Genomic DNA, 25970 nt, shown 5'->3' on the forward strand with positions numbered 1-25970 from the left:
TCCGGTAGCCCGATCTCACCTCTCCGGTAGTGCGATCTCACCTCTCCGGTAGTGCGATCTCACCTCTCCGGTAGTGCGATCTCACCTCTCCGGTAGTGCGATCTCACCTCTCCAGGAAGAGGAACAGCTCCTCCCAGCGCCGCACGACCTCCTCCGTCGTGTAGCGCTGGATGTTGACCCGGGCCGCCTCGCCCATCGCGTCCCGCAGCTCCTTGTCCGACATCAACGTGTCGAGCCTGCGGGCGAGTTCACCGGTGTTGCCGAGGCCGGCAAGGAGCCCGTCCTCGCCGTCGTGGACGATCTCGCGGACGCCCGGCGCGCAGTCGAAGGCGGCACACGCCAGGCCGCTCGCCATCGCCTCCATGAGGGCGAGCGGGAAGCCCTCGCCGCGTGAGGACAGCACGAACACGGACCCGCTGCGCAGGGCCGCCGGGACATCGCCGGTACGGCCCCTCCACTCGACGGAGTCGTCGAGGCCGAGGGACGTGCACTGCTTCCTCAGCATCTCCTCGTCCTCACCGGAGCCGTAGATCCGCAGCGTCCAGCCGGGATGGCGGGGTGCGACCTCGGCCCAGGTGTCGAGGAGCATGTCGATGCCCTTCTGGTCGGTCAGCCTGCCCACGCTGACCACGGCCTTCTCGGTGCGCGGGGACGGCACCTCGGGCATGAACGGGAGCGGGTTCGGCATGAACGAGGCGTTGTTCAGGCCCTGTCCGATCCACAGGTCGGCGTCCTCACGGGTGAGCGCCAGCATGCGGTCGACGTCCCGGTAGTGCAGGAGCACCCGCTGGAAGCGCGAGGTCGACTTCGAGAACAGGAACGACTCGTGGCTCATGCCGATGACCATCAGCCCCGTGGTGTCGGCGAGTTCCACCCACTCCATGGCCCACACCTGCGTGACGATCACGACGGCTCCCGGCCGGGCGGCCCGGAACAGCGCGGTCAGCTTGGCGGCCTGCTCGCGCATGCCCGCCGCACGGGCGGCACGCAGCCGCCGCTCGGCCACGCCGAGCCGCCCCTTGAGGCCGGCCGCCGCCGCGACCCGCGGCGGGTGGACGTCGTACAACGTCGTGGTGGGGTAAGGGAGTTCACCCAGTTCCTGGGCGACGGCGGGCTCGGTGATGCCGATGACCTGGACACGGTGTCCGCGCTCGGTGAAGAGGCGTGCCATCTGGTGCGACCAACTGGTCACTCCGCCCAGCTCGTCGACGCTGTTGGAGACGAAGAAGATGTCGCGTCCGCACTCGTCCCGCTCGCTGTACCCGCTCACGCGCGCCTCCCCTGGGAAAAGAACTGGTCGACGACACTGCGGGCGGCGGTGCCCTTGTCGTACTCGCCGAAGTCGGCGACGAACCGCTCCCGCGCCGCCGCGTACTTCACGATCTGTTCGTCGAGGGAGCCGAGGACGGCGTGCAGCTCGTCCTCGGTGCGCACGACGGGTCCCGGCGCGCGTTCCAGCAGGTCGAAGTAGGTCCCGCGGCCCTCGTGCACGTACTCCTCGTAGTCGTACACGAAGAAGAACATCGGGCGGTCGAGGAGGGCGTAGTCGAACATCACCGAGGAGTAGTCGGTGATCAGCCCGTCGGCGAGCGCCAGCAGCGGAGTCATGTCGTGGTGCGCGGTGACGTCGATGACGCGGCCCCGCACGGACGGCGGGAGCACCACGTGGTTGAGGTAGTGCGAGCGCACGAGAAGGACGTACCGGTCGCCGTACGTGTCGGCGAACCGCTGCACGTCGAAGGGCAGCTCGAACCGCCGCTGCTTGCCTTCGCGCTGCCGGAAGGTCGGCGCGTAGAGCAGCACGGTCCTGTCGTCCGGGATGCCCAACTCGGCGGCGAGCGGCCCGCGTTCACGGATCCCGGACTTCTCCTCGCGCTCCTTGGCCTGTACGAGGGCGTCGTTGCGCGGATACCCCACCCGCAGCAGCGTCTTCTCCTGGAGCCGGAACGCCCGCGCCAGGGTGCGCACATCGTGCTCGGAGCGGATCAGGAACCGGTCGAAGCGGTCCAGGGTGCGCTGCTGCTCGTCCTGCTGGGTCCGGGTTCTGAGCTTCCACTCGGGCTCGTCGAACCCCATCCGCTTCAGCGCCGAACCGTGCCAGGTCTGCAGGTACGTCGTCTCCGGCCGCTTGGTGAGCTTCAGCGGGTAGCTCTGGTTGTCGACCCAGAACTCGGCCCGGGCGAGCGCCTTGAGATACGGCAGCGACCAGCGGCGCACCAGGGTGGCATCGGCCGGAAAGCCGTCGGGAGCGCCCGTATACGACCACACCGCCTCGAAGTCGAGACCCTGGCGGCGCATCTCCTCGTAGATGGCCCGGGGGCTGTCGCTGTACTGCCGGCCCAGGTGGCTCTCGAAGACGACGAGGCCCTTCTTGACCGGGAGACGGGTGAACACCTCGTGGTACAGGCGGAGTTTGGCGTCCCCGGAGGTCAGCTTCTTGCGCAGGGCCTTGGCCTTGCGGTAGCCGGACTTGGCGAGCCGGCCGGCCGGCCCGTGCACACCCCGCTGGACGAGCTCGTTCGCCTTCTTGTCCGGGACGAGCCGGAAGGAGAGGTGGCCGCGCGTGGAGACCACCGGTTCGATGCGGTCGGCGACCAGCCGGGTGAGCCGGGGCCGCACGGGCAGGGAGCCGGCGGCCAGGTCGGGCTCGGCGGCCGTCAGCCGGGTCGAGGTGCGGACGCCGTCGACGTCCAGATGCAGCCGTACGTCCCACACGGCGTCCACGATGCCCAGCGGCCGGACCGCGGCGAGGCCGGCCGAGGCCTCCCAGGCGATGGTCTCGCCCTCGTGCCGCACCGTCGTCACGGGGAAGCGGAAGGTCTGGAAGCGGACGCCCGGGCGGCGGGCGTAGAACTCCAGCTCCCCGGCGAGCCGGGCACCGGGCGGGATGACACCGAGGGGGTTGGTGATCCGTCCGGCCAGCCGGGCGCTGCCGCCGGCTTCCGTGTACGAGGTCAGGGCGTTGCGCAGGAACATCCGCTCGACGGGCCTGGTGTGGTAGCCGAGTTCGGTGACGTCCAGGACGTGCCGGCCGAAGTCGTCGTCGAGGTGTTCGGCACACCAGTAGACGCGTCCGTCGCGCTCGACGAGGGGCGAGGAGATCTTGTCGCGGTTGGTCAGCGTGTCCACGGCGGGCAGCAGGTTGGCCCAGTCGCTCTTCTGCAGAAGGTAGGCGCAGATGGCGTGGATGGGCTCGGTCTCGTCGAAGGCGGCGCGGTCGATCGACTCCAGGTACTGCCGGGCGATCCCGGCGAACGCCTCGCGGTAGGCCGCGTCCCGGAAGGGCAGCTCCCGCAGATGCAGCACCAGATCGTGCTTGAGCCACTTGACGTCCTTGGCGAACTTCAGCTCCAGCAGGCCGTTGTCCGCGAGGAGTTGGTCGACCCGGTGGTGGATCTCCATGCGGTGTGTGAAGTTGGCGATCTCGTCACGCCGGTTGCTGATCGACTTCGTCGCCGCCGGTTTCTCCACGACCCGCCAGTCGTAGACCCGGTTGGGGATGAGCGTGATGCGGCGGGCGGCCACGTACGCCTGGGCGGAGAAGAGCAGGTCCTCGTAGTGGATGCCGACCGGGAAGCGCAGCCCCTGGTCGAGCAGGAACTGCCGGCGGTAGCACTTGTTGGTCGACAGGGTGTCGAAGACCAGCAGGTCGGGCAGCTCGGAGACCGACTCCAGGGTGCGGGTGCGCTCGTAGAGCCAGGGGTACCACTTGACCTCCTTGCCCGTACGGGAGTCGACGTGGACGCGGACGCACAGGCCGGAGACGAGGTCGGCGCCGGTCCGCTCGGCGGCCTCCAGCATGTTCCGGCAGGCGTTGCGCTCCAGGACGTCGTCGCTGTCGAGGAAGAGGACGTAGTCGCCACGGGCCTGCTCGATGCCGTGGTTGCGCGGGGCGCCGCAGCCGCCGCTGTTCTCGGGGAGCCGGAAGGCGCGGACCCGGTCGGGGTACTCGGCCGCCAGCAGCCGCGCCACCTCGTGCGAGCCGTCCGTGCTCCGGTCGTCCACGATGACGACCTCGACGCCGTGCAGCGTCTGGTCCAGGACGGAACGCACCGCCGTGGGAAGCCTCTGCGCGTCGTTGTAGACGATCACGACCACGGAGACGGCGGGCGGGCGACGCTGATCCACATTCATCCTATTTATCCTAGACATTCCCGATGGGCCGACCTAGGCGGGCTGGTCCACTTGTGTACCGACCGGGCAGACGGCGAGCGGGGCGCGGGGGTTGCCGCCCGCCTCTCAGGCCAACGTCAGTCAAATGTACCTTTTAGCAGTAAAAAGTAAGTTCGGGATCCGGATTCTCCGAGAGCACGTCAAGGGCTCGGCAAGAGCCGGGCAAGAGGACGGCGCCGCCGCGGTGCGGGCACGACGTACGACGGCATACGGAAACGGGGGCGCCCCGAGCCGAAACGGCCCGGGGCGCCCCCATCGACGTACGGACTACGAATGCGTCCGCAGCAGTGTGCGCATGGTCCGCATGGCCACCGACAGGTTCGCCAGGTCGAAGGAGTCCGAGCTGCGGATCTCCTCCAGGGTCGTGCGGGCCCGGCCGAGGATCGCGGCGTTCTTCTCCTCCCACGCCTTGAAACGCTGCTCCGGGGTGGAGGTGCCGTTGCCGACGGCGAGGACGTCCGCCGTGAGCGCCGCGTGGGCCGCGTACAGGTCCTCGCGGATCGAGGCGCGGGCCATGGACTGCCAGCGGTCGGCACGCGGGAGCTCGATGATCCGGTCCATCAGCTGGGTGATCGACAACCGGTCGGCGAGGTCGTAGTAGACCTCGGCGACGTCCATCGGGTTCTTGCCCATGCGGTCGGCCACCGCGACGATGTCCAGCGTCGGGAAGGCGGACGAGAAGCCGGCCACGCGGGTGGCGAGTTCGTCCGGGACCCCGGCCGCCGTCAGCTCGTCGCAGATCTGCTGGTACCACTCGAGATCCGCGCCGCGCAGCAGCTTGGGCAGCTCGTCCCAGACCTGCTTGACGCCCTCGCGGAAGAACGAGATCGTCTCGGCGAGCTGGAGCGGCTGCGGCCGGTTGTTGAGCAGCCAGCGCGTGCCGCGCTCGACGAGACGGCGCGAGTGCAGCCGGATCCGGGTCTGCACGGCCGCGTCGACGACATTGTCGAGCGACTCGACGGCGTCCCACACCGCACTGGAGTCGAAGATCGCACGGGCCGCGGTCTGCGCCCGGACGATCTCCTCCAGGGAGGCACCGGTCTCCTCGCGCAGCCGGTGCAGGAAGCTCGTACCGCCCGTGTTGACCGTGTCGTTGACCAGCACCGTCGTGACGATCTCGCGGCGCAGCGCGTGCGCGTCGATCTGCTCGCGGAACTTGTCGCGCAGCGCCGTCGGGAAGTACGCGTGCGCCAGGCTCTGCAGATACGGGTCGTCGGGCAGCGAGGTGGCGAGCAGCTCGTCGGACACCGTGATCTTCGTGTACGCGAGGAGGACGGCCGTCTCCGGGCCGGTGAGCCCCTGCCCGCTGTTCAGCCGCTCCCGGATCTGCCGCTCGGTGGGCAGGAACTCCAGCGCCCGGTCCAGGTGACCCTCGCGCACCAGGTGGCGGATGAACCGCTGCTGGGCGTGGAGCATGCTGCCGGACTGGGCCAGCGCGTTGGCGATCGCCACGTTCTGCGCGTAGTTGTTGCGCAGGACCAGGTGGCCGACCTCGTCGGTCATCTCGGCGAGCAGCTTGTTGCGCTGCTTGACGGTCAGATCGCCGTTCGTCACCACCGAGTTGAGCAGGATCTTGATGTTCACCTCGTGGTCGGAGGTGTCCACACCCGCGCTGTTGTCGATGGCGTCGGTGTTGATCCTGCCGCCGTGCTGGGCGAACTCGATCCGGCCGAGCTGGGTCAGACCCAGGTTGCCGCCCTCGCCGACGACCTTGACCCGCAGGTCGGCGCCGTCCACCCGGATCGCGTCGTTGGCCTTGTCGCCGACGTCGGCGTGCGACTCGGCGGACGACTTCACGTAGGTGCCGATGCCGCCGTTCCACAGCAGGTCCACCGGCGCCTGGAAGATCGCCCGCATCAGGTCGGCCGGGGTCATCTTGCCGACGCCCGCCTCGATGCCGAGGGCCTCCCGGATGTGCGCGTTGACCTGGATCGCCTTGGCGGTACGCGGGAAGACACCGCCACCGGCCGAGATCAGCTCGGTGTTGTAGTCGGCCCACGACGAGCGCGGCAGCTCGAAGAGGCGCCGGCGCTCCGCGTACGACGTCGCCGCGTCCGGGTTCGGGTCGATGAAGATGTGCCGGTGGTCGAAGGCGGCCACCAGGCGGATGTGCTCGGACAGCAGCATTCCGTTGCCGAACACGTCACCCGACATGTCGCCGACGCCGACCACGGTGAAGTCCTCGGTCTGGGTGTTCACCCCCAGCTCGCGGAAGTGGCGCTTCACGGACTCCCAGGCACCGCGGGCGGTGATGCCCATGCCCTTGTGGTCATACCCGGCGGAGCCGCCGGAGGCGAACGCGTCGCCGAGCCAGAAGTTGTACGACTGCGCGACCTCGTTGGCGATGTCCGAGAACGTCGCCGTGCCCTTGTCGGCGGCGACCACGAGGTAGGTGTCGTCCCCGTCGTGCCGGACGACGTCGGCGGGCGGCACGACCTCGCCGGCCACCATGTTGTCGGTGATGTCGAGCAGCGCCGAGATGAAGGTCCGGTAGCTGCGGATGCCCTCGGCCAGCCAGGCGTCACGGTCCGCGGCCGGGTCCGGCAGCTGCTTGGCGACGAAGCCGCCCTTGGCGCCGACGGGCACGATGACGGTGTTCTTCACCATCTGCGCCTTGACCAGGCCGAGGATCTCGGTACGGAAGTCCTCACGCCGGTCGGACCAGCGCAGACCGCCGCGCGCGACCTTGCCGAACCGCAGGTGGACGCCCTCGACGCGCGGCGAGTACACCCAGATCTCGTACGCCGGACGCGGCGCCGGAAGGTCCGGGATGGCCTGCGGGTCGAACTTCATGGAGACGTACTCGTGCGGCTTGCCGCCGGCCGCCTCCTGGAAGAAGTTCGTCCGCAGCGTGGCCTTGATGAGGTGCAGGAAGGACCGCAGGATCCGGTCCTCGTCGAGCGACGCGACCTGGTCGAGCGCCGCGTCCAGCTCCTCCAGCAGGGCGTCCGTCAGCTCGACCCCGGCCCGCTGCCGGTCCGGCGACATCCGCGCCTCGAAGAGCGAGACCAGCAGCCGGGTGGTGTGGACGTTGTTGCGGAGGGTGTCCTCCATGTAGTCCTGGCTGAAGGTCGAGCCGGCCTGGCGCAGGTACTTGGCGTACGCGCGCAGCACCATGGCCTGGCGCCAGTTCAGCCCGGCGCTCAGGACGAGGGCGTTGAATCCGTCGATCTCGGCCTGGCCGGTCCAGGTGGCGGCGAAGGCCTCCTGGAAGCGCTGGCGGCCGTCGTCGCCGAGGTAGTCCCCGTTGCCGTTCGGCGACTTCGGCAGGCGCAGCCCGAAGTCGTAGATCCAGGCCGTCGTACGGTCCGAGCAGCGCAGCTCGTAGGGACGCTCGTCGGTGACCTCGACGCCCATGCGGTTGAGGGCCGGCAGGACCGCGGAGAGCGAGACCTGCGCGCCGGTGCGGTAGATCTTGAAGCGGCGCTCACCGGGCGCGGCGCCCACCGGCTCGTACAGGCTGAGCGCGAAGTCCTTGACGCCCTCGCGCTGGGCGTGGCTGAGGTGCTCCAGGTGGACCAGGTCGGCGACGGCCGCGCGCGGCGAGTGGTCGGCCTTGTAGCCCTCGGGGAAGGCGTTGTTGTACCGGCGCAGCAGCTCGGCGGCGCGCTCCTCGCCGAACTCGGCGGTCAGCGCCTCCCCGAAGCCGTCGGCCCAGGACCGGGCGGCCTCGACCAGGCGCGACTCGATGCGCTCCTTGTCGGCGTCGGACAGCTCCGGCAGCTCGGTGCCCTGCGGGACCCGCACCACGAAGTGCAGCCGGGAGAGGATCGACTCGGTGTTCCAGGCCGTGAAGTCGACGCTGTTGCCGCCGAGTTCCTCCTTGAGGATGTCGATGATCCGCAGACGCACGCCGGTGGTGTAGCGGTCGCGCGGGAGGTAGACCAGCGCGGAGTAGTAGCGCCCGTACTCGTCCTGGCGCAGGTACAGCCGCAGCCGCCGCCGCTCCTGGAGGTACAGGACGCTGGTGACGATGGTCCGCAGCTCGTCGACCGGGGTCTGGAAGAGCTCGTCGCGCGGATACGTCTCCAGGATCTGGAGCAGGTCGCGCCCGTCGTGGCTGTTGGGCGAGAAGCCGGCGCCGCGCAGGACTTCCTGGACCTTGCGGCGGATGACCGGCACGCGGCGCACGGACTCGGTGTACGCGGCCGAGGAGAAGAGCCCGAGGAAGCGGCGCTCACCGACGACGTTCCCGTGCGCGTCGAACTTCTTCACGCCCACGTAGTCGAGATACGAGGGCCGGTGGACGGTGGCGCGGCTGTTGGCCTTGGTCAGCACCAGCAGCTTGTGCTCGCGGGCCTTGGCGCGGGCGTCGGCGGGCAGCCGCTCGAAGGACGGGCTGACCGGGTGGCTGTCGTCGCCGCCGTGCTGCGGGTCGGAGCGCAGGATGCCGAGGCCGGTGCCGGGCACCGCGGCCAGCGAGTCGTCGTCCCGCAGCTCGTACTCGCGGTACCCGAGGAAGGTGAAGTGGTCGTCCGAGAGCCAGCGCAGCAGCTCACGGGCCTCCTCGACCTCCTGGTCGCGCAGGTCGTCCGCGGTCGGCTCCTTGGGCAGCTCCTCGGCGATCCGCAGCGCCGAGTCGCGCATCTTCTCCCAGTCCTCGACGGACTCACGGACGTCGGACAGCACGCGCAGCAGGTCGGCGGTGATCTGCTTCAGGTCCGCGCGGTCGGTCTCGCGGTCGATCTCGACGTGGATCCAGGACTCGACGGAGGCGTCGTGCGGGAGCTCACCGGTCGGCCGCCCCGGCAGCACCTCACTCAGCTTGCCGGTCAGATCACGCCGTACGACGAACTGCGGGTGGATGACGACATGGATGCCGCGCCCCTGCCGCGAGAGCTCATTGGTGACCGAGTCGACGAGAAAGGGCATGTCGTCAGTGACGACCTCGACCACGGAGTGGCTGCAGGTCCAGCCGTTCTCCTCGACGGTCGGGGTGTGGACCCGCACGTTGGCCGTGCCCTGAGGGCGGTTCTCGGCCAGCCGGTAGTGGGAGAAAGCGGCTCCGAAGATGTCGACCGGGTCGCGGTCGGCGAGGTCCTCCGGGGCGGTGTGCAGGTAGTAGCGCTGGAGGAACGCGAGCACGGTGTCCCGGTCAGGGGTGCCCTCGCCCGTCGTCCCAGTCGGTAGGTGCCCCCCGACCGGGCTGTTCTCAGCTACCCGGGCGGCCCGTTCGAGCAGCTCGGCCTTGGCTTCGTCCAGCTTGGTCTGCATTGTCCTCTGGCTCCTGTCGCGCGCCATTGCGTGACGTAGAAGGAAGTACGGTCTCTTCTCCGACGAAACGCCGAGACGCGGGGTGTCCGGTCTGGTCCGACGCTATGCCGCATGGAGAGATGGGCGGGGGGTTATCAGCCATTTTCGGCACCCGCGGCGACTGTGATGCTGCTCTCGGCAACGTCCGCCCCGGAGGTGTCCCCGGCATACGGAGTGCGGTCGCCGCCACCCCGGCCCGCCCGCGAAGATCAGCGATTGACGCCCGGTCACGGATGTCGTCCGTGCTCTCCGGGCGCGGGGCAGGGGCGACGATGCCCCCGCGAGATATCGCGCTGATCACGCCACCAGGCTATCGCCCCCTACCCCGGACCCGTCATGAGCCGTATGTGTACAAAACCGGGGGTGGAACTTTGACAGTATGCACAGGGACGAAACGGACGAGGACGTGCAGTACCGCCGCTGTCGTAGCAGTCTTGGCAGTGGACGACGGGTGCGTGTGCCGGTGGGGCTTCAGCGGTGCCGGAGGTGTCGCCGGTGCTGCGGGTGGCGGCGGCGACGCAGGCTTACGGGTGCGACAGGTGGCGGTCGCGGCGCAGGCGTCACCGGTGCCACAGGTGGCGACGGCGCCGGGGCGGCGGACGCGTCACGCGGGTGTGCGCGGCGGGCAGGCCCCCTTGGCAAGACCTCCCCGCGGAGGCACGTTGGCCAGGACGGCCCACGGCGGCACAGGCACGGCTGAATGGAGCGGCAGCGACATGGCAGCGAAGATCCTCATCGTCACCGGCGACGCAGCGGAGTCGCTGGAAGTTCTCTACCCCTACCAGCGCCTGCGCGAGGAGGGCTACGAAGTGCACATCGCGGCCCCCGCCCGCAAGCAGCTGCAGTTCGTGGTCCACGACTTCGTGCCCGGCTTCGACACCTACACGGAGAAGCCCGGCTACACCTGGCCCGCGGACCTCGCGTTCGCCGATGTGGACCCCGGCCAGTACGCCGCCCTCGTCATCCCCGGCGGCCGCGCGCCGGAGTACCTCCGCAACGACCCCGAACTCCGCAAGATCCTCAAGTCCTTCTTCGACGCGGACAAGCCCGTCGCCCAGATCTGCCACGGCCCGCTGCTGACGGCCGCGGTGGACGGCCTGCGGGGCCGGCGCGTCACGGCGTACCCGGCACTGGAGCTGGACATGCAGGCCGCCGGCGCCACCTTCCAGGACGCGGAGGCGGTGGTCGACGGCACGCTCGTCTCCTCCCGTGCCTGGCCGGACCACTCCGCCTGGATGCGGGAGTTCCTCACGGTCCTGCGGGCGAAGGCACCGGTGACCTGACCGTCCTGCCCCCGGCTTCCGCCCATGGACGGGAGCCGGGGGCAGGACGCGCGGGTACGGCGTCGGGGGCAGGGCGCGAGAGTACGGCGTCGGGGGCAGGACGCGAGAGTACGGCGTCGGGGGCAGGGCGCCGGCGTCAGGCGGCCAGCCGCTCGGCCTCCTCCACGGCCTCCTCCAGGGTGTCCACCACGGGCACGCCCACCTGCTCGAGGCTGGCCCGGCTGTGGGAACCCCCGGTGTACAGGACCGCCTGCGCTCCCACGTGCAGCGCGGCGACCGCGTCATCGGCGGCGTCCCCGATCACGACGGTGCGCGCCGGATCCACCTGGGCAAGCGCGCCGATGTGCCGCACCATGTGCTCGGCCTTACTGCCGCCGGACGGCCCGGTCCGCCCGTCGACCCGTATGAAGTGCGGCTCGATCCCGAACCCGCGCACCAGCGGAACCAGCTCCTCATGCCCGTACATGCTGAGGATCGACTGGCTGCGCCCCGCCGATCGCCAGCCGGCGAGCAGCGTCGGCACGCCCTCGGTGAGCCCGCAGCCCGTCCGGTGCTCCGCGTAGTACCGGTGGAAGGTCTCGTCCATGATCTGCCACTCGGCGTCGGTCGGCAGCCGGCCGATCAGCCGCTCGTAGAACTTCGGCACCGGGACGCAGTACAACGCCCGGTACCGCTCCAGTGTGATCGGCTCGATGCCGAGCTCGGCGAACGCCGCGTTCGTCGCCCCGATGATGGCCGCGTTGTCGTGGAACAGCGTCCCGTTCCAGTCCCACACAATGTGCGCTGCTTCGTGCTTCCCCATATCCAAAACGTACCCGGCCCCACCGACAACGGATCGCCGGATGGTCCGGTCTCCGGAGATCTCAGTCGCCGAGCCCGATCAGGTTGGGGATCTCCTGCCTCGCGAACCAGAGCAGCTCATGGTCCTCGGCGCCGTCCACGGTGAACTGGGCGTCGTCGTCCCCGAGGTCCGCCGCGCCCAGCGCCTCGGCCGCCGCGGTGACGTCCGCCTCGGCGTCGTCCGAGTCGGCGTGCACGGCGGCCGCCTTGGCCAGCGGTACGGGCCCGGTGACCCGCACCTCGCCGAGCGCCCCCGGGTCCAGTCCCCGATCGGGATCGGCCGCCGCCGCCCCGTCGGCCACGTCGACCGCGACCACGACCCGCCGCCGGGCGGCACCGGGATCGACCGCGACCAGTCGCAGGGAGGCCAGCGCGGCGCGGTTCAGCGCCGCGTACTCGAGCTCTTCGATGTCGTCGGAGACGTACCACTCGCGCAGCGCGGGAGTGACGGCGTACGCGACGAACCGCTCCGCCCCCAACTCCCCCGTCTTGTACGCCTCGGCGAGCCCGGAGAGGGTCAGGGGGACGTAGACGCGCATGGTGGCCGCTTTCGTAGTCGGAGGGTGGGGCTCTGAGGGTCGGCGTGCCCGGAGGAGAACGCTTCCGCGCCTCCGGGAGGGCGTTCCCGTGTCTCCGGAAGGCGTTCCCGCATCTCCGGGAGGACATTCCCATGTCCTCCGAAGGACGTTTCCGAACCTCCGGAAAGGCATTCCCCTGTCCCCGGAAGGGCGGTCCCGTGCCCCCGGAAGGGCGGTCCCGCGTCTCCGGGAGGGCCTTCAGGATACGTGCGGCCGTCCCCTTTCGGGGCCCGGGCCAGGCGCCGGGCGCCGTCCACCCCGCTCCCGCACTTCACCCCGTACGCCCCGGCTCCGGCATGCCCTCGTACGTCGCCGGCCACCCTGATAGGTGAACGCCCCGGCCGCCTCCGACGCGGCCCCACGGTCCTTGCCGCCGCCGTCTCCCGCCCCGTACAAGATCACCACCAAGAAGTTACCGCCCGGTATTCAGTTCGGGCCCATGGAACGGGGACGTCGTATGAACAAGGTGATGACCAGGACCAAGCGCCACCCGGGCAACCGTCCGCCGGGCAGCCGTCCGCCGGGCCGCCAGGACACCGGCCGCCCGGGCAGCGCCCCGCCCCGCACCCCGGGCGGCGGCACCCCGCGCACCACGCCCCGCGCCGGACAGCCGTCGGCGCCCATGGCCCCGGCCACCCATTCGCCCGCCCAGGCCACGACTCCGCCCGCACAGACCACCACTCCGCCCGCCCCGCCGGCTCCCGTCCCGCTCAGGACGGCAGACGGGGCCCCCGCGCACTCGGCCCCGGGGCGCTCCCGCACCACGACGAGCACACCGGGTACGGCACCGGCCGGCGCCGCGTCCCGCACCGCGCCCGCCGGAGGCCCGCTCAGCCCGGTCGCCCAGCCCCGGCCCACCGACCTCTTCGCCGACCGGCTGCTCGCGGTGCTCAGCGGCCACCGGCCCGTCCACTGCATGCTGCGCCACACCGCCGGCCGCGCCTACGACGAACTCGCCTGGCTCGCCGAACGCGGGCCGCTGCGCACCCGCGGGACCCGGCCCGTCGTCCGCGACATCGGGTACTACGTGCCGCGTCCGGGCGCGATCGAGGCCTTCGCCCGCATCGGCGCCGGCGAACAGCTCCGGGCGATGGCCTTCCGTCTGGAACAGGGCCCCGACCTGCGCTGGCGCTGCACGGCCGTGGAACTTGGCGGCCCCCGCATGCCGCACACGGACGACGACTGAGCCCCACCCGGCATCCGGGAACACCGGCTCACCGCCCCTCGGGCCACCGCAGACACCGCACGGCGTTTGGGCAGGACGCAGGCCCGGGCAGTCCGAAGGGCGGGACCGGGCAGTACGAAGCCGGACCCCGCGAAGGACCGGACCCGCATAGGACCGGACACGGCAACAGGTCGGACACGGCAAAGGGCCGGACACCCTCAGGTGCCCGGCCCTCAGCCGGCTGCCGGCGCTCGCGCGCGGCAGGTCACTTCCCGCGGCGGCCGTTACTTCTTGCGGCGCCGGCTGCCCTTCTGCTGCTTGCGGCGCTCCGCGCGCGTGAGGCCGTCGGCCTCGGAGCGCACCGGCTCGTCGTCGTCGACGAAGTCGCCCTCGACGATGCCGCCTTCGCCGTCCACGGTGGGCGCGGAGAAGTGCAGCCGGTCCGGCCGCTGCGGGGCGTCGAGGCCCTTGGCGCGGATCTCCGGACGCGCACCCGCGGGCACCGCGTCCTCCTTCTGCAGCGACGGCGCGGCGTCCTCGACCGGGACCTCCTCGACCTGCTGCTCGACCTGGACCTCCAGGTTGAACAGATAGCCGACGGACTCCTCCTTGATGCCGTCCATCATGGCGGTGAACATGTCGAAGCCCTCGCGCTGGTACTCGACCAGCGGGTCCTTCTGCGCCATGGCCCGCAGGCCGATGCCCTCCTGGAGATAGTCCATCTCGTAGAGGTGCTCACGCCACTTGCGGTCCAGGACGGACAGCACGACCCGGCGCTCCAGCTCACGCATGATCTCGGAGCCGAGCTGCTCCTCACGCGACGCGTACTGCTCGTGGATGTCGTCCTTGATGGACTCGGAGATGAACTCGGCGGTCAGACCGGCACGGTCGCCGGCCGCCTCCTCCAGCTCCTCGACGGTGACCTTCACCGGGTAGAGCTGCTTGAAGGCGCCCCACAGCCGGTCCAGGTCCCACTCCTCGGCGAAGCCCTCGGCGGTCTCGGCCTCGATGTAGGCGTCGATCGTGTCGTCCATGAAGTGCTGGATCTGCTCCTGCAGGTCCTCGCCCTCCAGGACGCGGCGGCGCTCGCCGTAGATGACCTCGCGCTGCCGGTTGAGGACCTCGTCGTACTTCAGGACGTTCTTACGCGTCTCGAAGTTCTGCTGCTCGACCTGCGACTGGGCGGACGCGATCGCGCGCGTGACCATCTTGTTCTCGATCGGCACGTCGTCGGGCACGTTGGCCATCGACATGACGCGCTCGACCATCTGCGCCTTGAACAGGCGCATCAGGTCGTCGCCGAGGGAGAGGTAGAAGCGGGACTCGCCCGGGTCGCCCTGACGGCCGCTGCGGCCGCGGAGCTGGTTGTCGATACGGCGCGACTCGTGCCGCTCGGTGCCGAGGACGTACAGCCCGCCGAGTTCCTTGACCTCCTCGAACTCGGACTTGACCGCCTTCTCGGCCCGCTCCAGGGCGGCGGGCAGTGCGGCGGCCCACTCCTCGATGTGCTCCTCGGGGTCGAGACCGCGCTGACGCAGGTCCGCCTCGGCGAGGTCGTCGGGGTTGCCGCCGAGCTTGATGTCCGTACCACGGCCGGCCATGTTCGTGGCGACGGTCACGGCGCCCTTGCGGCCGGCCTGGGCGATGATCGGCGCCTCACGGTCGTGCTGCTTGGCGTTCAGCACTTCGTGCTGGATACCGCGCTTGCTGAGCTGCTGCGAGAGGTACTCGGACTTCTCGACCGAGGTCGTGCCGACCAGGATCGGCTGGCCCTTCTCGTGCTTCTCGGCGATGTCGTCGACGACCGCCTCGAACTTCGCGACCTCGGTGCGGTAGATCAGGTCGGACATGTCCTTGCGGACCATCGGCCGGTTGGTCGGGATCGGGACGACGCCGAGCTTGTAGATCTGGTGGAACTCGGCGGCCTCGGTCATCGCCGTACCGGTCATGCCGGACAGGCCGGGCAGTTCCTTGCCGTCCTGGTCGTGACGCTTGTAGAGGCGGAAGAAGTTCTGCAGGGTGATCGTCGCGAGCGTCTGGTTCTCGTCCTTGATGTCCACCCCTTCCTTCGCCTCGATCGCCTGGTGCATGCCCTCGTTGTAACGGCGGCCGGCGAGGATACGGCCGGTGTGCTCGTCGACGATCATGACTTCGCCGTCGATGACGACGTAGTCCTTGTCCTTCTTGAAGAGCTCCTTCGCCTTGATGGCGTTGTTCAGGTAGCCCACCAGAGGGGTGTTGACCGACTCGTAGAGGTTGTCGATGCCCAGCCAGTCCTCGACCTTGGAGACACCGGGCTCGTGGATGGCGACGGTGCGCTTCTTCTCGTCGACCTCGTAGTCCCCGGTCTCCTCGATGCCCTTGAGGGAGTTGCCCGCCTCGCCCTTCTTCAGGCGGGTGACCAGCTTGGCGAAGTCGCCGTACCACTTGGTGGCCTGGTCGGCCGGGCCGGAGATGATCAGCGGCGTACGGGCCTCGTCGACGAGGATCGAGTCGACCTCGTCGACGATCGCGAAGTTGTGGCCGCGCTGCACCAGTTCGTCCTGCGCCCACGCCATGTTGTCGCGCAGGTAGTCGAAACCGAACTCGTTGTTCGTGCCGTACGTGATGTCGCACGCGTACTGCTCGCGGCGCTCGGCCGGCGTCATGTTGGCGAGGATGCAGCCGACGCTCAGGCCCAGGAACTTGTGGACGCGGCCCATCATCTCGGAGTCGCGCTCGGCCAGGTAGTCGTTGACCGTGATGAGGTGGACGCCGCCTCCGGAGAGGGCGTTCAGATACGCGGGCAGGGTGCCGACGAGTGTCTTGCCCTCACCGGTCTTCATCTCGGCGACGTAGCCGAGGTGGAGCGCGGCGCCGCCCATCATCTGCACGTCGTAGTGGCGCTGGCCAAGGACGCGCTTGGCAGCCTCACGGACGGTGGCGAACGCTTCGGGCAGCAGGTCGTCGAGGCTTTCGCCGTCGGTGTACCGCTGCTTGTACTCATCGGTGAGGGCCCGCAGCTCGGCGTCGGAGAGGTCGACGAAGTCCTCTTCGATGGAGGCGACCTGGTCCGCAATGCGGTGCAGCTTGCGCAGGATCTTGCCTTCGCCTGCACGCATGATCTTCGAGAGGACGGACACGGGGGTTTGTCTCCTTGCCGGTCGGGCCTAGGACGGTCGGTTTTCCTTGATGCAACAGAGCAACGGCCATCGTATGCGAGGACCCCACCGCGCCGGGAGGCCTGCTCTCGTGACAGCCACTAGGACAACGGGCGGGGGTGGCGGATGGTGCCGCGTCCGGCCACGAAATAAGCGAACCGTGATCGCAGCCTCACGCACCGTTCGGAATTCCGTGGGCCTCGCGGACCGCTCGACGGGGCTCAGGCCGAAAATCGTGGCGCCGCCACCCGAGCCCGAGCAGAATCGGCCGATGGAACCCGTCACGCTCACCACCGACCGTCTCCTGCTGCGCGCCGTGGGCCCACGCGACGCCGGCGCCGTCTACGACGCCGCCCAGGACCCCGACATCCAGCGCTGGACGACGATCCCCTCGCCCTATCTGCGGGAGCACGCCGAGGGGTTCGTCGGCCAGCTGGCACCGGACGGCTGGGCCGACGGTTCGCTGTTCACCTTCGGCGTCTTCGTCCCCTCCGGGGACCTCGTCGGCATGCTCAGCCTCATGATGCGTTCCCTGGGCGTCGCCGAGGTCGGCTTCTGGGCCACCAAGGAACACCGGGGCCACGGCTACACCACCGAAGCCGTGCTCGCCGCCTCCCGCTGGGCCTTCACCGACCGCGGCATCGACCGCGTCGAGTGGCGCGCGGAGGTCGGCAACACGGGCTCCCGCGCGGTCGCCGAACGCGCCGGCTTCACCCTCGAAGGCACCCTCCGCTCCGCCCTCAACAACAAGGGCGTACGCCGCGACGCCTGGATCGCCTCCCTGCTCCCCTCAGACCTGGGCCTGCCGTCAACAGCGCCCTACCTGCCGGGACCGAGTTTCAGCCCGTCCGGCGTTTGAGGACGAGCGCGAAGCGCGACAGGGGGGTCTGGGGGCGAAGCCCCCAGGTACGGGAAGGGCAGGGGCGGAGGGGGCGAAATCAGCACGCCGGCAGCAACGCCGGGACCCGAAAGCGGGGCGCACCTCCGGAGGGGCCGGCCCCAACCCCGGGCCCGGAAGGGGGCGTACCCCCGGGCCGGCCCCTTGTGTCAGTGGCACCGCCTATCGTGCGGGCATGACGAGCACTCCGCGTCCCACCGCAGACCTCACCACCGACGAGGCCCGCCGCATCGCCCTGCGGGCCCAGGGATTCCTGGGCGCCCCCGACCGCAAGGGCGGAGTGCGCGGCGTCCTGCGCCACCTGGGCGCGGTCCAGCTCGACACCATCTCGGTCCTCGCCCGCTCCCACGAACTCATCCCGTACGCCCGCCTGGGCGCGGTAGGCCGCAAGACGGTGGACGAGGCGTACTGGACGCCGGGTTCGGACGGCGCACCCCACGCCTTCGAGTACTGGTCCCACGCGGCCTGCATCCTCCCCGTCGAGGAGTGGCCCCACTTCGCCTTCCGCCGCCGCGCCTACCGCGCCCGCCCGCACTGGAACCACGCCCTGCCGGACGGCACGTACGACCAGGTCATCAAGCAACTGCGCACCGAAGGTCGGCTCACGGCCACCGAGTTGGGCGGCGCGAAGAAGACCAGCGACTGGTGGGACTGGTCGGGCACGAAGGTCGCCGTGGAGCGCGCCCTGATGTACGGCGAGGTGGTGTGCACGGAGCGCCGCGGCTGGAAGCGGGTGTACGACCTCGCCGAGCGCGCGATCCCCCAGCACCTGCTCCACGACGAGCTGGACGACACCGAGTGCCTGCGCCGCCTCGTCCGTCTCGCGGGCCAGTCCCTGGGCGTCGGCACGCGCGCGGACATCGCCGACTACCACCGCCTCAAGGGCGAGCAGGTCGACGCGGTGATCGCGGACTCGGGCCTGGTCCCGGTGGCGGTGGAGGGCTGGGGCAAGCCCGCCTGGGCCGACCCGGCGGCGCTGGCGACGGCTCCGCGCGGCCGGCACCGTACGACACTGCTGTCGCCGTTCGACTCCCTCATCTGGGAGCGGGCGCGCACGGAGCGGATCTTCGGTTTCACCCATCGCCTGGAGGCGTACACGCCCAAGCCGAAGCGGGTGTACGGCTATTTCGCGATGCCGGTCCTCGCCGGCGGCCGGCTCGTCGGCCGGGTGGATCCCGCGCGCGCGGGCCGCACGCTGGTCGCCAAGCAGGTCACCCTGGACGGCCCCAAGTCCGTCCCCGCGGTCGCCCAGGCCCTGTTGGAGGCCGCGAGCTGGGTGGACTGCACGCATGTGCGTGTGGAGCGCGTGGACTCCCCGGAGCTGCGCGACCCGCTCACCAGAGAGCTGACCCGCGCCCTGGCATGACCCTGACGCGGACGGCGCACCCTCGCCCGCTGCGAGCCGACCCGCGGCCTAGCGGATCTCGAGAATCTTCTCCCGCATCGCGTACACGACCGCTTCCATCCTGGAGTGCAGCTGGAGCTTCTCCAGGATGTTGCGCACGTGGTTCTTCACGGTGTTCTCGGAGATGAACAGCTCCTTGGCGATGTCCCGGTTGTTCATCCCCGTGGCGACGAGCTTGAGGACCTCGAGCTCGCGCTCCGTGAGCCGGGGCGCGGGCACCAGCCGGCGCTCGTCCGTGCGCTGGATCATCGACTTGAACTCGGTGAGCAGCTTCGACGCCATGGAGGGGCTGATCTGCGACTGGCCGTCCGCCACCGCGCGAATGGCGGTGGCCACCTCGTCCGTCGAGATCTCCTTGAGGAGATAGCCGGTCGCGCCCGCCTTGATCGCGTCGTAGAGGTCGGCCTCCTCGTCGCTGATCGTCAGCATGATGATCTTTGCGCTGGGGGCCACCTCCTTGATGGAGGTGCATGCCTCGATGCCACCGCGCTTGGGCATCCGGACGTCCATCAGCACGATGTCGGGCAGCAGATCGGCGGCCTTGTCGACCGCCTCGGCGCCATCACCCGCCTCGCCGACGACCTGGATGTCCTCCTCGGCCGCGAGCACGATCTCCAGGCCGCGGCGGAAGAGGGCGTGGTCGTCCACGACGAGGACCCGGATGGGCTCCTTGCGTGGAGGGGCCGCGTCCGGGCCCATGCCGGCGACGCCGTCGTCGGCGTCGTCATCACGCATCGGTCCGAAGCTGTCCGCCATCGTTCCTCCCCCTGAAGGCCGTGGCCTGCGGTCCTGTGCCATCGCCAACCCAAGGCAACGGCCTCCCGGTTGGGGCCGTTGCGGCCATGATTTCATGCCTGGACGACAGTGCGGTGACAGAGCGGGGTCCTAAGCGGTCGCACACCGGTGCCCCTGGGGGCGCACGCGCACACCAGGGGCACCGATTCAGCTGTCACCGGCGGAGGTCAGCCGCCGAGCGCACCGCCCGGCGCGTCCGACGCTGCCTGGGCGACCATGGGGTCCGTGTTGAGGTGGATGACGCCGTAGTCATACGCGTGCCGCCGGTAGACGACACTCGGTTCCTTGGTCTCGGAGTCGACGAAAAGATAGAAGTCGTGCCCGACCAGCTCCATCTCGTAGAGAGCCTGATCGAGCGTCATCGGGGCAGCCACGTGGGTCTTCTCGCGGACGACGAGGGGGCCTTCGCCCACCACCTCGAGCGAACCGATCTTCTTGGTCGGCACACTGTCCGACTGGTCATCGTGTACGACACTGCCGTTGCCGTTCAGCGTCGCTGCGCCCGGGACGTTGTCGGCGACCTCGGCCGCCGAGAGCCGGCCGGCACCACGGCGGGTGTGGCGCTTGTCGTGCTGCTTGCGCAGCCGGGCTTCGAGCTTGTCCGCCGCCAGGTCGAGTGCCGCATACGGATCGCTTGCCGCTGCCTCCGCCCGGATCACCGGACCGCGGGAGCGGAGGGTGATCTCCACTCGGTCACAACGGTCGGCCTGCCGGGGGTTGGGCTCCTTGGACACCTCGACGTCGAGGCTGATCACCTTGCCATCGAGCTTCTGGATCTTCTCCAGCTTCAGCTTCTCGGCCACGTGCTTGCGGAACCGCTCGGGCACCTCGGTCTTGCGGCCCTTGACGACGATGTCCACGCAGAACTCCGTTCCCGGATCGCTCCGCTCAACCGCGGAGCGTCTCCCTTTTGCACCAGGCTCCGGTGAGCCCCGGAACCTCGGACTCGGTGACTGTCACCTCCTCCTCCCCCGCGGGCAAGATCTCCACCCCAACCGTCACGGGTGATTACAGAAAACCCGCGACATGGCATTCGGATCTGCGAGGTGCGGCCTGCGCCATTGCCTCACAACCGAACATATCTCGCCCGGACGGATGTCGTCACCCTCTACTGCGGCGTACCTCCGTTCAGGTGAATTGACCGTCTCATTACCTGCAACGATGCAAGTTTCCTGTCAGTTCCGGTTTATTTCGAAAGCGCTCGGTGAGGCCGCGACCACAGCCGCGCAGATCCGGCCCCGAGCGATGACCGCGTCGGCCGTCCCCCGGTCCGCGTGTGTTCGGTCCGCCGCCATGTCCGTCACCGCCGCCGTCACCTCCTCGATCCGTACTCCCGTTGCTTCCCGTGTTCCTGAGCCGTACACGCGTGCGGCCGCCGCGGCTTCCGTGAGCGCCGCCCGCACCGCGCGCGCCGCCTCGGCCAGCGAGGCGCCCGTGGTCATCAGGTCGTCGACGAGCACGACCCGGCCTGCGCCGGCCAGCAGCCCCGCTCCCCCGGCGGCCACCTCCAGCGCGCCTGCGAGATTCTCCATCCGCTGCCGGGAATTGAGCCCCGACTGATCAGCCACGGCCCGCCGCTGCCGCAGCACACCGAGCACCCGGGCCGCGGTCCCGCTGCGCCGCAGCTCCCCCGCCGCCGCGAGCGCGATCCGCCGCGCGGGATCATGCCCCCGGGCCCGAACAGCCCTGCGCGCGGACGGCACGGGAACAAGCACCAGGGGGCCTCTGGCGGCCCCGGAAGGCCCGGCCGCCACAGGGCCCCACGAAGCCTGCGCGACGCCCTCCAGCGCACCCGCAGACCCGGCAGCCCGGCACTCCGGCCGCTCGCCGGGCCCTACCCGCACATGTCCTGTCGTCCCCGCCCGTACGGCTCCTGCCAGAGCCGCTCCGAGTGGGCCCGTCAGCGCCAGCGCGCCCCGCTCCTTGTGGGCGAGGAGCACCGCCCGTACCTCGTCCTCGTACGGAGCCGCCGCGTGCACCACCGGCAGTCCCGCCGGCTCCGGCTCCGGCCGCACCCGGCACGGCGCGGACCCGCGAAGAGCCGCACGGCACTCGGGACAGAGCACCGTACGAGGCCTCCCGCAGCCTCCGCACTCAGCCGGGAGCACCAGGTCGGTGAGGTCCTGCCACCACCCCCGCATGCCCACCACTGTGCCAACACCGGCGCCACCCTGCCACCCCTGTGGATAACTCCCTGTGGACAACTCAGCGCGCCCTCACCGGAGTTTCGGCCGCACGCCGAAGCGAGCGGGCACTGGATCCCCGAAGCGGACCGCACGGAGAATCCGAAACCAGCCGGTACGGCACACCGGAGGACCGGCCGGCACGGGATTCCGCAGCGAGCCGCTCAGCGAAAGCGAATCCGAACCGAGCCGGCACGGCACGGCACGGCACACCGGAGCACCCGCCGGCACGGCGGCGGGATTCCGCAGCGAGCCCCACGACACAGCGAAGGACCGGCACCAGCAAAGAACCGGCACCGCACACCGAAGAACCGGCACGGCATTCCGCAGAAGCCGTCCCGGTCCTCGGTCCTGCCCGGGCCCGCCTATCCGGGATAGACCGGCGCCGTCCCGTCCTTGACGACCTTCTGCCACTGCGATCCCGACGACAGCCGCACGATCCCGTCCACCGAGTACGCCACCAGCGGCAGCCGCTCGTCCTCCGAGGCGGCGATGTCCTTCACGCCCGTCAGCGCAGAGGGCGGTGTACGCAGCGGAGTCGAGCCGTCGACCTGGACGTACCGCATCTGCTGCACCCCGCCGGACTCGCGCCCCACGACCACGAGCTGGCTGTCCGCGGCCCACGACATGGCCGTGACCTCCTCCAGCTGCGGGGTCACCGAGCGCAGTTCGAGGACGGAGACGCCGGAGCGCTCACCGCCCTTGTCCTCGCGCTCGATCCGTCCGACCTGCAGGGACGTCTTGCCGCCCTTCTCCACGACCAGCGCGACCCGCACCCCGTCGGCGGCCACCCGCACCGCCTGTACGCGTCCGTCGAGCTGCGGCGTCCTGACCACCACCGGCTCGCCGGCGCCCTTCTCCAGCAGGAGCAGCCGCGGGTCCTTGGGGTTCCGGTCGGCCACCCACAGGTCGCCCGACCCGTCCCAACTGGGTGTCGTCAGCCGGTCGTCCTCGGTCCTGCCGTCGCTGTGCAGCACCGCTTCGCCGAGCGAACCGCCCGACACCAGCGACCCCACGTACAGCGAACGCCCGTCGAGGGAGACCCCGGCCGCGCCGGTCTCGTCGCGCGAGACCGCGGCGGCCCGCAGCGCCTTGTCGCCCTCGCCCAGCGCACCGGGCACCGGCTCGGGCTCCTTGCCGCTGCCCGCGGAGGGCAGCCGTACGAGCCGGTGCTTGCCGTCGAGGAAGTACTGGGACTCGGGCCGCTTTCCGGTGCCGCGCGAGGCGACGCCCTCTGCCTGGTCCTCACCGAGCACGCACAGCTGCGAGCCGTCGGACCGCTGCAGTTTCACCTCGTCGACCCCGGTGGGGGTCAGGTCCTTGAGCGTGAAGAGGAGTTGGGCCGCCATCTTGGTGCACTGGGTCTGACCGACGTGGTCCGCCTTCGCGTTCAGCGGGACCGTCAGCTCGTTCTGATCGTCCGGCGCCAGTGAACTGACGCCCTTCTTCAGTGCCGTATGCGTGGGGAAGCTCGACCTCACCACCGGGTCGAGCCAGCGCGTGGGCCCCTTGAGGAGCGCCTGGACCGTCTCGGTCATCGGGTCGACCTCCTTGCGCACGTAGATCGGGTCGGCGACGGCTCCCGGCCGGCCGCCCGAGCCCGTGGGCACGGTGGAGGCGAAGTAGTACTTGTTGACGGACAGGTAGTTGCGCTGGAAGTCGGACTTGCCCATCACGACGCCCTGCGGCAGTCCGTCGATGCGCCACTGCTTGTCCTTCTCCTGCGTGAGATACACCGTCTTCGTGTACTTCCCGCTGTCGGGCGCGTACGCGTGCTGCCCGTCCACGGTGGCGACCTTGGCGCCGGTCAACGTGTACGCGTAGTCGTCGCTGCCCTCCCGGGCCCCGGTGCGGTCCGCCACGGTGCTCGGCCCGTCCGCGAGGACGGTGGTGGAGGACGACGGCTTCCACTTCTGTCCGGCGTCCGCGGTCAGGTACTTGCGCGCCGTCTCGTACCCCGGGTCGTCACTGGTCAGCGCCTCCAGGAAGCCCTGCACGATCTCCTCGGGCCGCGCGTTGTCCCGCGGCGGCATCGCGAAGACGCGCACCTGCGCGTCCTGACGCGGCGTGGACTCGACGCCGCGCAGATCCCCGCTGTCCGGCATCGAGGCGCATCCGGCCAGCAGTACGGCACCGCAGCCGACGTACACGCCGATGCGCAGCGGGCGCCTGCGGCCACCCCCCTCAGCGCCCACGAAATGTCTCCCCTTCCTTGACCTCGTCCGGTCCGCTGCCGCTCGGGGGCGGCCCCTGGGCGCTCTGCCCTCCGCTCGCGGCGGTCGGCCTGTTGTCCTGCCGCCGGGCGCCCTGCGCGGGGCGCGGCACCACGCGCGCGCCGTTGCCGGGCAGCGCTGTCGGGTCGGCCGTGGGAGTCACGCCGGTCGTCCGGTTCGCCATCGGCGACCCGGTGTCGGCCTGCGACTGCACGGGCACCGTGGCGAGCTTGCCGCCGCCCGGGGGCGGACCGGCGTCATTAAGTCCACGATTACGCCGTGAGTCCTTGGGCTCCAGGGGTATCGGCGAGCCTCGCAGCGGCTCGTCGGCCGTCCGCGGCAACGTCAGCCGGAACTGTGAACCACCGCCCGGCTCGCCCCACGCCTGGAGCCAGCCCCCGTGCAGCCGCGCGTCCTCCAGGGCGATGGACAGCCCCAGCCCCGTACCGCCGGTGGTACGCGCGCGTGCCGGGTCCGCCCGCCAGAAGCGGCTGAACACCCGGGTCGCCTCGCCGGGCTTGAGTCCCACGCCGTAGTCGCGCACGGCGATGGCGACCGCTCCGCCCGCCGAGGCGAGCTTGACCACCACGTCCTTGCCGTCGCCGTGCTCCACGGCGTTGACGACGAGGTTGCGCAGCACCCGCTCCACGCGCCGTGGATCCGCCTCGGCGACCACCGGCTGCTGGTCGCCGACGACACGTATGTGCGTGCCCTTCCGCTCCGCGAGCGGCTCGGCCCCGCTGAGCACCCGCCGTACGACCTCACGCAGGTCTATCGGCTCCGCGTCCAGCGCCGCCGCACCCGCGTCGAACCTGCTGATCTCCAGCAGGTCGGCGAGCAGCGACTCGAACCGGTCCAGCTGGTCGGCGAGCAGCTCCGCCGACCGCGCGGTCACCGGATCGAAGTCCACGCGCGCGTCATGGATGACGTCGGCGGCCATCCGGACGGTCGTCAGCGGCGTACGCAGCTCGTGCGACACATCGGAGACGAACCGCCGCTGCATCCGCGACAGGTCCTCCAGCTGCTGGATCTTCAACTGCAGGTTCTGCGCCATCTTGTTGAAGGCCTCACCGAGCCGCGCGATGTCGTCCTCGCCGGTGACCTTCATACGTTCCTGGAGGCGCCCGGCGGACAGTCGCTCGGCGACCCCCGCGGCCATCCGCACCGGCGTGACCACCTGGCGCACCACGAGCCAGGCGATCGCCCCGAGCAGCACCACGACGAACAGCCCCGCCGTGGCGAGCGTCCCCTTGACCAGGCTCAGCGACTTCTCCTCCTGCGTGAGCGGGAAGAGGTAGTACAGCTGGTACGGGTTTCCCTTGGGGTCGTTGACCTGCTTGCCGATGACCAGCGCCGGCTGGGACTCCTTCTCGTCCGTGTAGACGACACGCGTATAGCTCTGGGCCGCGACCATGCTGGTGTCGACGCGGTGCCGCAGATCCTCCGGCACGCTCGCCGCCGGGTCGACGTTGCCCGAGGAGCGCGGGCCGCGCCCGCCGCTCTCGTCACCGACCGCGGCGGAGGCGCTGAGGGTCACCACGTCGAAGGCACCCTGCCCGCCGCTGGACAGCGACTCCACGAGGTCGCTCATCCACTGGGGGCTGACGTTCTGCGAGGAACGGCCCTCCGCGCCGGAACCGCCGTCGCCGCTCGATGCCGCGGCCGTGTCCGCTTTCTGCTTGGCCACCGAGAACCCACCGGTCGCCTGGCTCTGCGACGCCTTCACCTTCGCGTCCAGCAGGCCGTTGCGCACCTGCCCGATGACGACGAAGCCCAGCAGCAGCACCACTCCGAGCGACATCAGCAGCGTCGTGACGACGATCTTGAGCTGGATGTTGCGCCGCCACAGCCGCATCATCGGCAGCAGGGGACGGCGCACCCAGCGCATGAACAGCCGGAAGACCGGGCTGCCCTGGACTCCGCCCTGGGGCAGCCCGCCCTGGACGAACCGCGCCCAGAGGGAGTCCGTCACCTTCTGCCCGACAGGCCGCCCCGCACGGGTCCCCGGCTGTCCGGGCGCCGAAGCGGCACTGTCCCTGGACAT

General features: G+C 70.3%; 15 protein-coding genes. 4 read left to right on the forward strand and 11 right to left on the reverse strand.

Annotated features, from left to right (window positions below; genetic code table 11):
- Positions 1–103: 103 nt before the first annotated feature.
- The 3 genes from ACFVYF_RS37075 to ACFVYF_RS37085 all read right to left on the reverse strand — a co-directional run bounded on the left by ACFVYF_RS37075 (position 104) and on the right by ACFVYF_RS37085 (position 9387).
- Positions 104–1270, reverse strand: coding sequence for a glycosyltransferase (locus ACFVYF_RS37075; RefSeq protein WP_389462455.1), 1167 nt, complete (start codon positions 1268–1270; stop codon positions 104–106).
- Complete coding sequence (locus ACFVYF_RS37080; protein WP_389462456.1) at positions 1267–4134, reverse strand: CDP-glycerol glycerophosphotransferase family protein; 2868 nt, start codon at positions 4132–4134, stop codon at positions 1267–1269. The genes ACFVYF_RS37075 and ACFVYF_RS37080 overlap by 4 nt, the downstream gene beginning before the upstream one ends.
- A gap of 306 nt (positions 4135–4440) precedes the next feature.
- On the reverse strand, positions 4441–9387 hold the full coding sequence (locus ACFVYF_RS37085) for an NAD-glutamate dehydrogenase (RefSeq protein ID WP_389462457.1): 4947 nt from the start codon (positions 9385–9387) through the stop codon (positions 4441–4443).
- Positions 9388–10142: 755 nt separating this feature from the next.
- Here ACFVYF_RS37085 and ACFVYF_RS37090 point away from each other — a divergent pair.
- Complete coding sequence (locus tag ACFVYF_RS37090) at positions 10143–10709, forward strand: DJ-1/PfpI family protein (RefSeq protein WP_389462458.1); 567 nt, start codon at positions 10143–10145, stop codon at positions 10707–10709.
- 136 nt (positions 10710–10845) lie between these two features.
- Here ACFVYF_RS37090 and ACFVYF_RS37095 read toward each other — a convergent pair whose 3' ends face one another.
- Both ACFVYF_RS37095 and ACFVYF_RS37100 read right to left on the reverse strand, forming a co-directional pair.
- Positions 10846–11511, reverse strand: coding sequence for an HAD family hydrolase (locus tag ACFVYF_RS37095; protein ID WP_389462459.1), 666 nt, complete (start codon positions 11509–11511; stop codon positions 10846–10848).
- A 61-nt stretch (positions 11512–11572) separates the two neighbouring features.
- Complete coding sequence (locus ACFVYF_RS37100; protein ID WP_389462460.1) at positions 11573–12088, reverse strand: DUF6912 family protein; 516 nt, start codon at positions 12086–12088, stop codon at positions 11573–11575.
- A gap of 496 nt (positions 12089–12584) precedes the next feature.
- On the opposite strand from ACFVYF_RS37100, the gene ACFVYF_RS37105 reads away from it, so the two are divergent.
- Positions 12585–13313, forward strand: a complete 729-nt coding sequence (locus ACFVYF_RS37105) for an Rv3235 family protein (protein ID WP_389462461.1) — start codon at positions 12585–12587, stop codon at positions 13311–13313.
- Positions 13314–13576: 263 nt separating this feature from the next.
- On the opposite strand, the gene secA is transcribed toward ACFVYF_RS37105, so the two are convergent.
- Positions 13577–16414: a preprotein translocase subunit SecA gene (gene secA, locus ACFVYF_RS37110; protein WP_389462462.1), complete on the reverse strand. Its 2838-nt coding sequence runs from the start codon at positions 16412–16414 to the stop codon at positions 13577–13579.
- A gap of 289 nt (positions 16415–16703) precedes the next feature.
- Here secA and ACFVYF_RS37115 point away from each other — a divergent pair, with 289 nt between their 5' ends.
- Together ACFVYF_RS37115 and ACFVYF_RS37120 are read left to right on the forward strand one after the other, a co-directional pair.
- The gene (locus tag ACFVYF_RS37115) at positions 16704–17291 is read left to right on the forward strand and encodes a GNAT family N-acetyltransferase (protein WP_389462463.1); all 588 of its coding nucleotides are present in this window, start codon (positions 16704–16706) and stop codon (positions 17289–17291) included.
- A 214-nt stretch (positions 17292–17505) separates the two neighbouring features.
- A complete protein-coding gene (locus tag ACFVYF_RS37120) occupies positions 17506–18696 on the forward strand; it encodes a winged helix-turn-helix domain-containing protein (RefSeq protein ID WP_389462464.1) in 1191 nt (396 codons plus the stop codon).
- 48 nt (positions 18697–18744) lie between these two features.
- On the opposite strand, the gene ACFVYF_RS37125 is transcribed toward ACFVYF_RS37120, so the two are convergent.
- The 5 genes from ACFVYF_RS37125 to mtrB all read right to left on the reverse strand — a co-directional run bounded on the left by ACFVYF_RS37125 (position 18745) and on the right by mtrB (position 25970).
- Entirely contained in the window at positions 18745–19491 is a 747-nt protein-coding gene (locus tag ACFVYF_RS37125; protein WP_383285307.1) for a response regulator, read from the reverse strand.
- Positions 19492–19697: 206 nt separating this feature from the next.
- Entirely contained in the window at positions 19698–20390 is a 693-nt protein-coding gene (hpf, locus tag ACFVYF_RS37130; RefSeq protein WP_389462465.1) for a ribosome hibernation-promoting factor, HPF/YfiA family, read from the reverse strand.
- Between the two features lie 315 nt (positions 20391–20705).
- The gene (locus tag ACFVYF_RS37135) at positions 20706–21671 is read right to left on the reverse strand and encodes a ComF family protein (protein WP_389462466.1); all 966 of its coding nucleotides are present in this window, start codon (positions 21669–21671) and stop codon (positions 20706–20708) included.
- A 407-nt stretch (positions 21672–22078) separates the two neighbouring features.
- Positions 22079–23908: an LpqB family beta-propeller domain-containing protein gene (locus ACFVYF_RS37140; RefSeq protein ID WP_389462467.1), complete on the reverse strand. Its 1830-nt coding sequence runs from the start codon at positions 23906–23908 to the stop codon at positions 22079–22081.
- A complete protein-coding gene (gene mtrB, locus ACFVYF_RS37145; RefSeq protein ID WP_389462468.1) occupies positions 23898–25970 on the reverse strand; it encodes an MtrAB system histidine kinase MtrB in 2073 nt (690 codons plus the stop codon). Before mtrB ends, ACFVYF_RS37140 begins: the two co-directional genes overlap by 11 nt.

Source organism: Streptomyces sp. NPDC058274, from assembly GCF_042881375.1.
Taxonomy (GTDB): Bacteria; Actinomycetota; Actinomycetes; order Streptomycetales; family Streptomycetaceae; genus Streptomyces.

What these genes read in the sequence shown, in the direction of transcription:
- ACFVYF_RS37135 (WP_389462466.1), bottom strand. Translation starts at nt 21,671, where the DNA reads ATGCGGGGGTGGTGGCAGGACCTCACCGACCTGGTGCTCCCGGCTGAG.
- ACFVYF_RS37115 (WP_389462463.1), top strand. Translation starts at nt 16,704, where the DNA reads ATGGAACCCGTCACGCTCACCACCGACCGTCTCCTGCTGCGCGCCGTG.
- ACFVYF_RS37120 (WP_389462464.1), top strand. Translation starts at nt 17,506, where the DNA reads ATGACGAGCACTCCGCGTCCCACCGCAGACCTCACCACCGACGAGGCC.
- ACFVYF_RS37080 (WP_389462456.1), bottom strand. Translation starts at nt 4,134, where the DNA reads ATGAATGTGGATCAGCGTCGCCCGCCCGCCGTCTCCGTGGTCGTGATC.
- ACFVYF_RS37085 (WP_389462457.1), bottom strand. Translation starts at nt 9,387, where the DNA reads ATGCAGACCAAGCTGGACGAAGCCAAGGCCGAGCTGCTCGAACGGGCC.
- ACFVYF_RS37125 (WP_383285307.1), bottom strand. Translation starts at nt 19,491, where the DNA reads ATGGCGGACAGCTTCGGACCGATGCGTGATGACGACGCCGACGACGGC.
- ACFVYF_RS37090 (WP_389462458.1), top strand. Translation starts at nt 10,143, where the DNA reads ATGGCAGCGAAGATCCTCATCGTCACCGGCGACGCAGCGGAGTCGCTG.
- mtrB (WP_389462468.1), bottom strand. Translation starts at nt 25,970, where the DNA reads ATGTCCAGGGACAGTGCCGCTTCGGCGCCCGGACAGCCGGGGACCCGT.
- ACFVYF_RS37095 (WP_389462459.1), bottom strand. Translation starts at nt 11,511, where the DNA reads ATGGGGAAGCACGAAGCAGCGCACATTGTGTGGGACTGGAACGGGACG.
- ACFVYF_RS37105 (WP_389462461.1), top strand. Translation starts at nt 12,585, where the DNA reads ATGAACAAGGTGATGACCAGGACCAAGCGCCACCCGGGCAACCGTCCG.
- ACFVYF_RS37100 (WP_389462460.1), bottom strand. Translation starts at nt 12,088, where the DNA reads ATGCGCGTCTACGTCCCCCTGACCCTCTCCGGGCTCGCCGAGGCGTAC.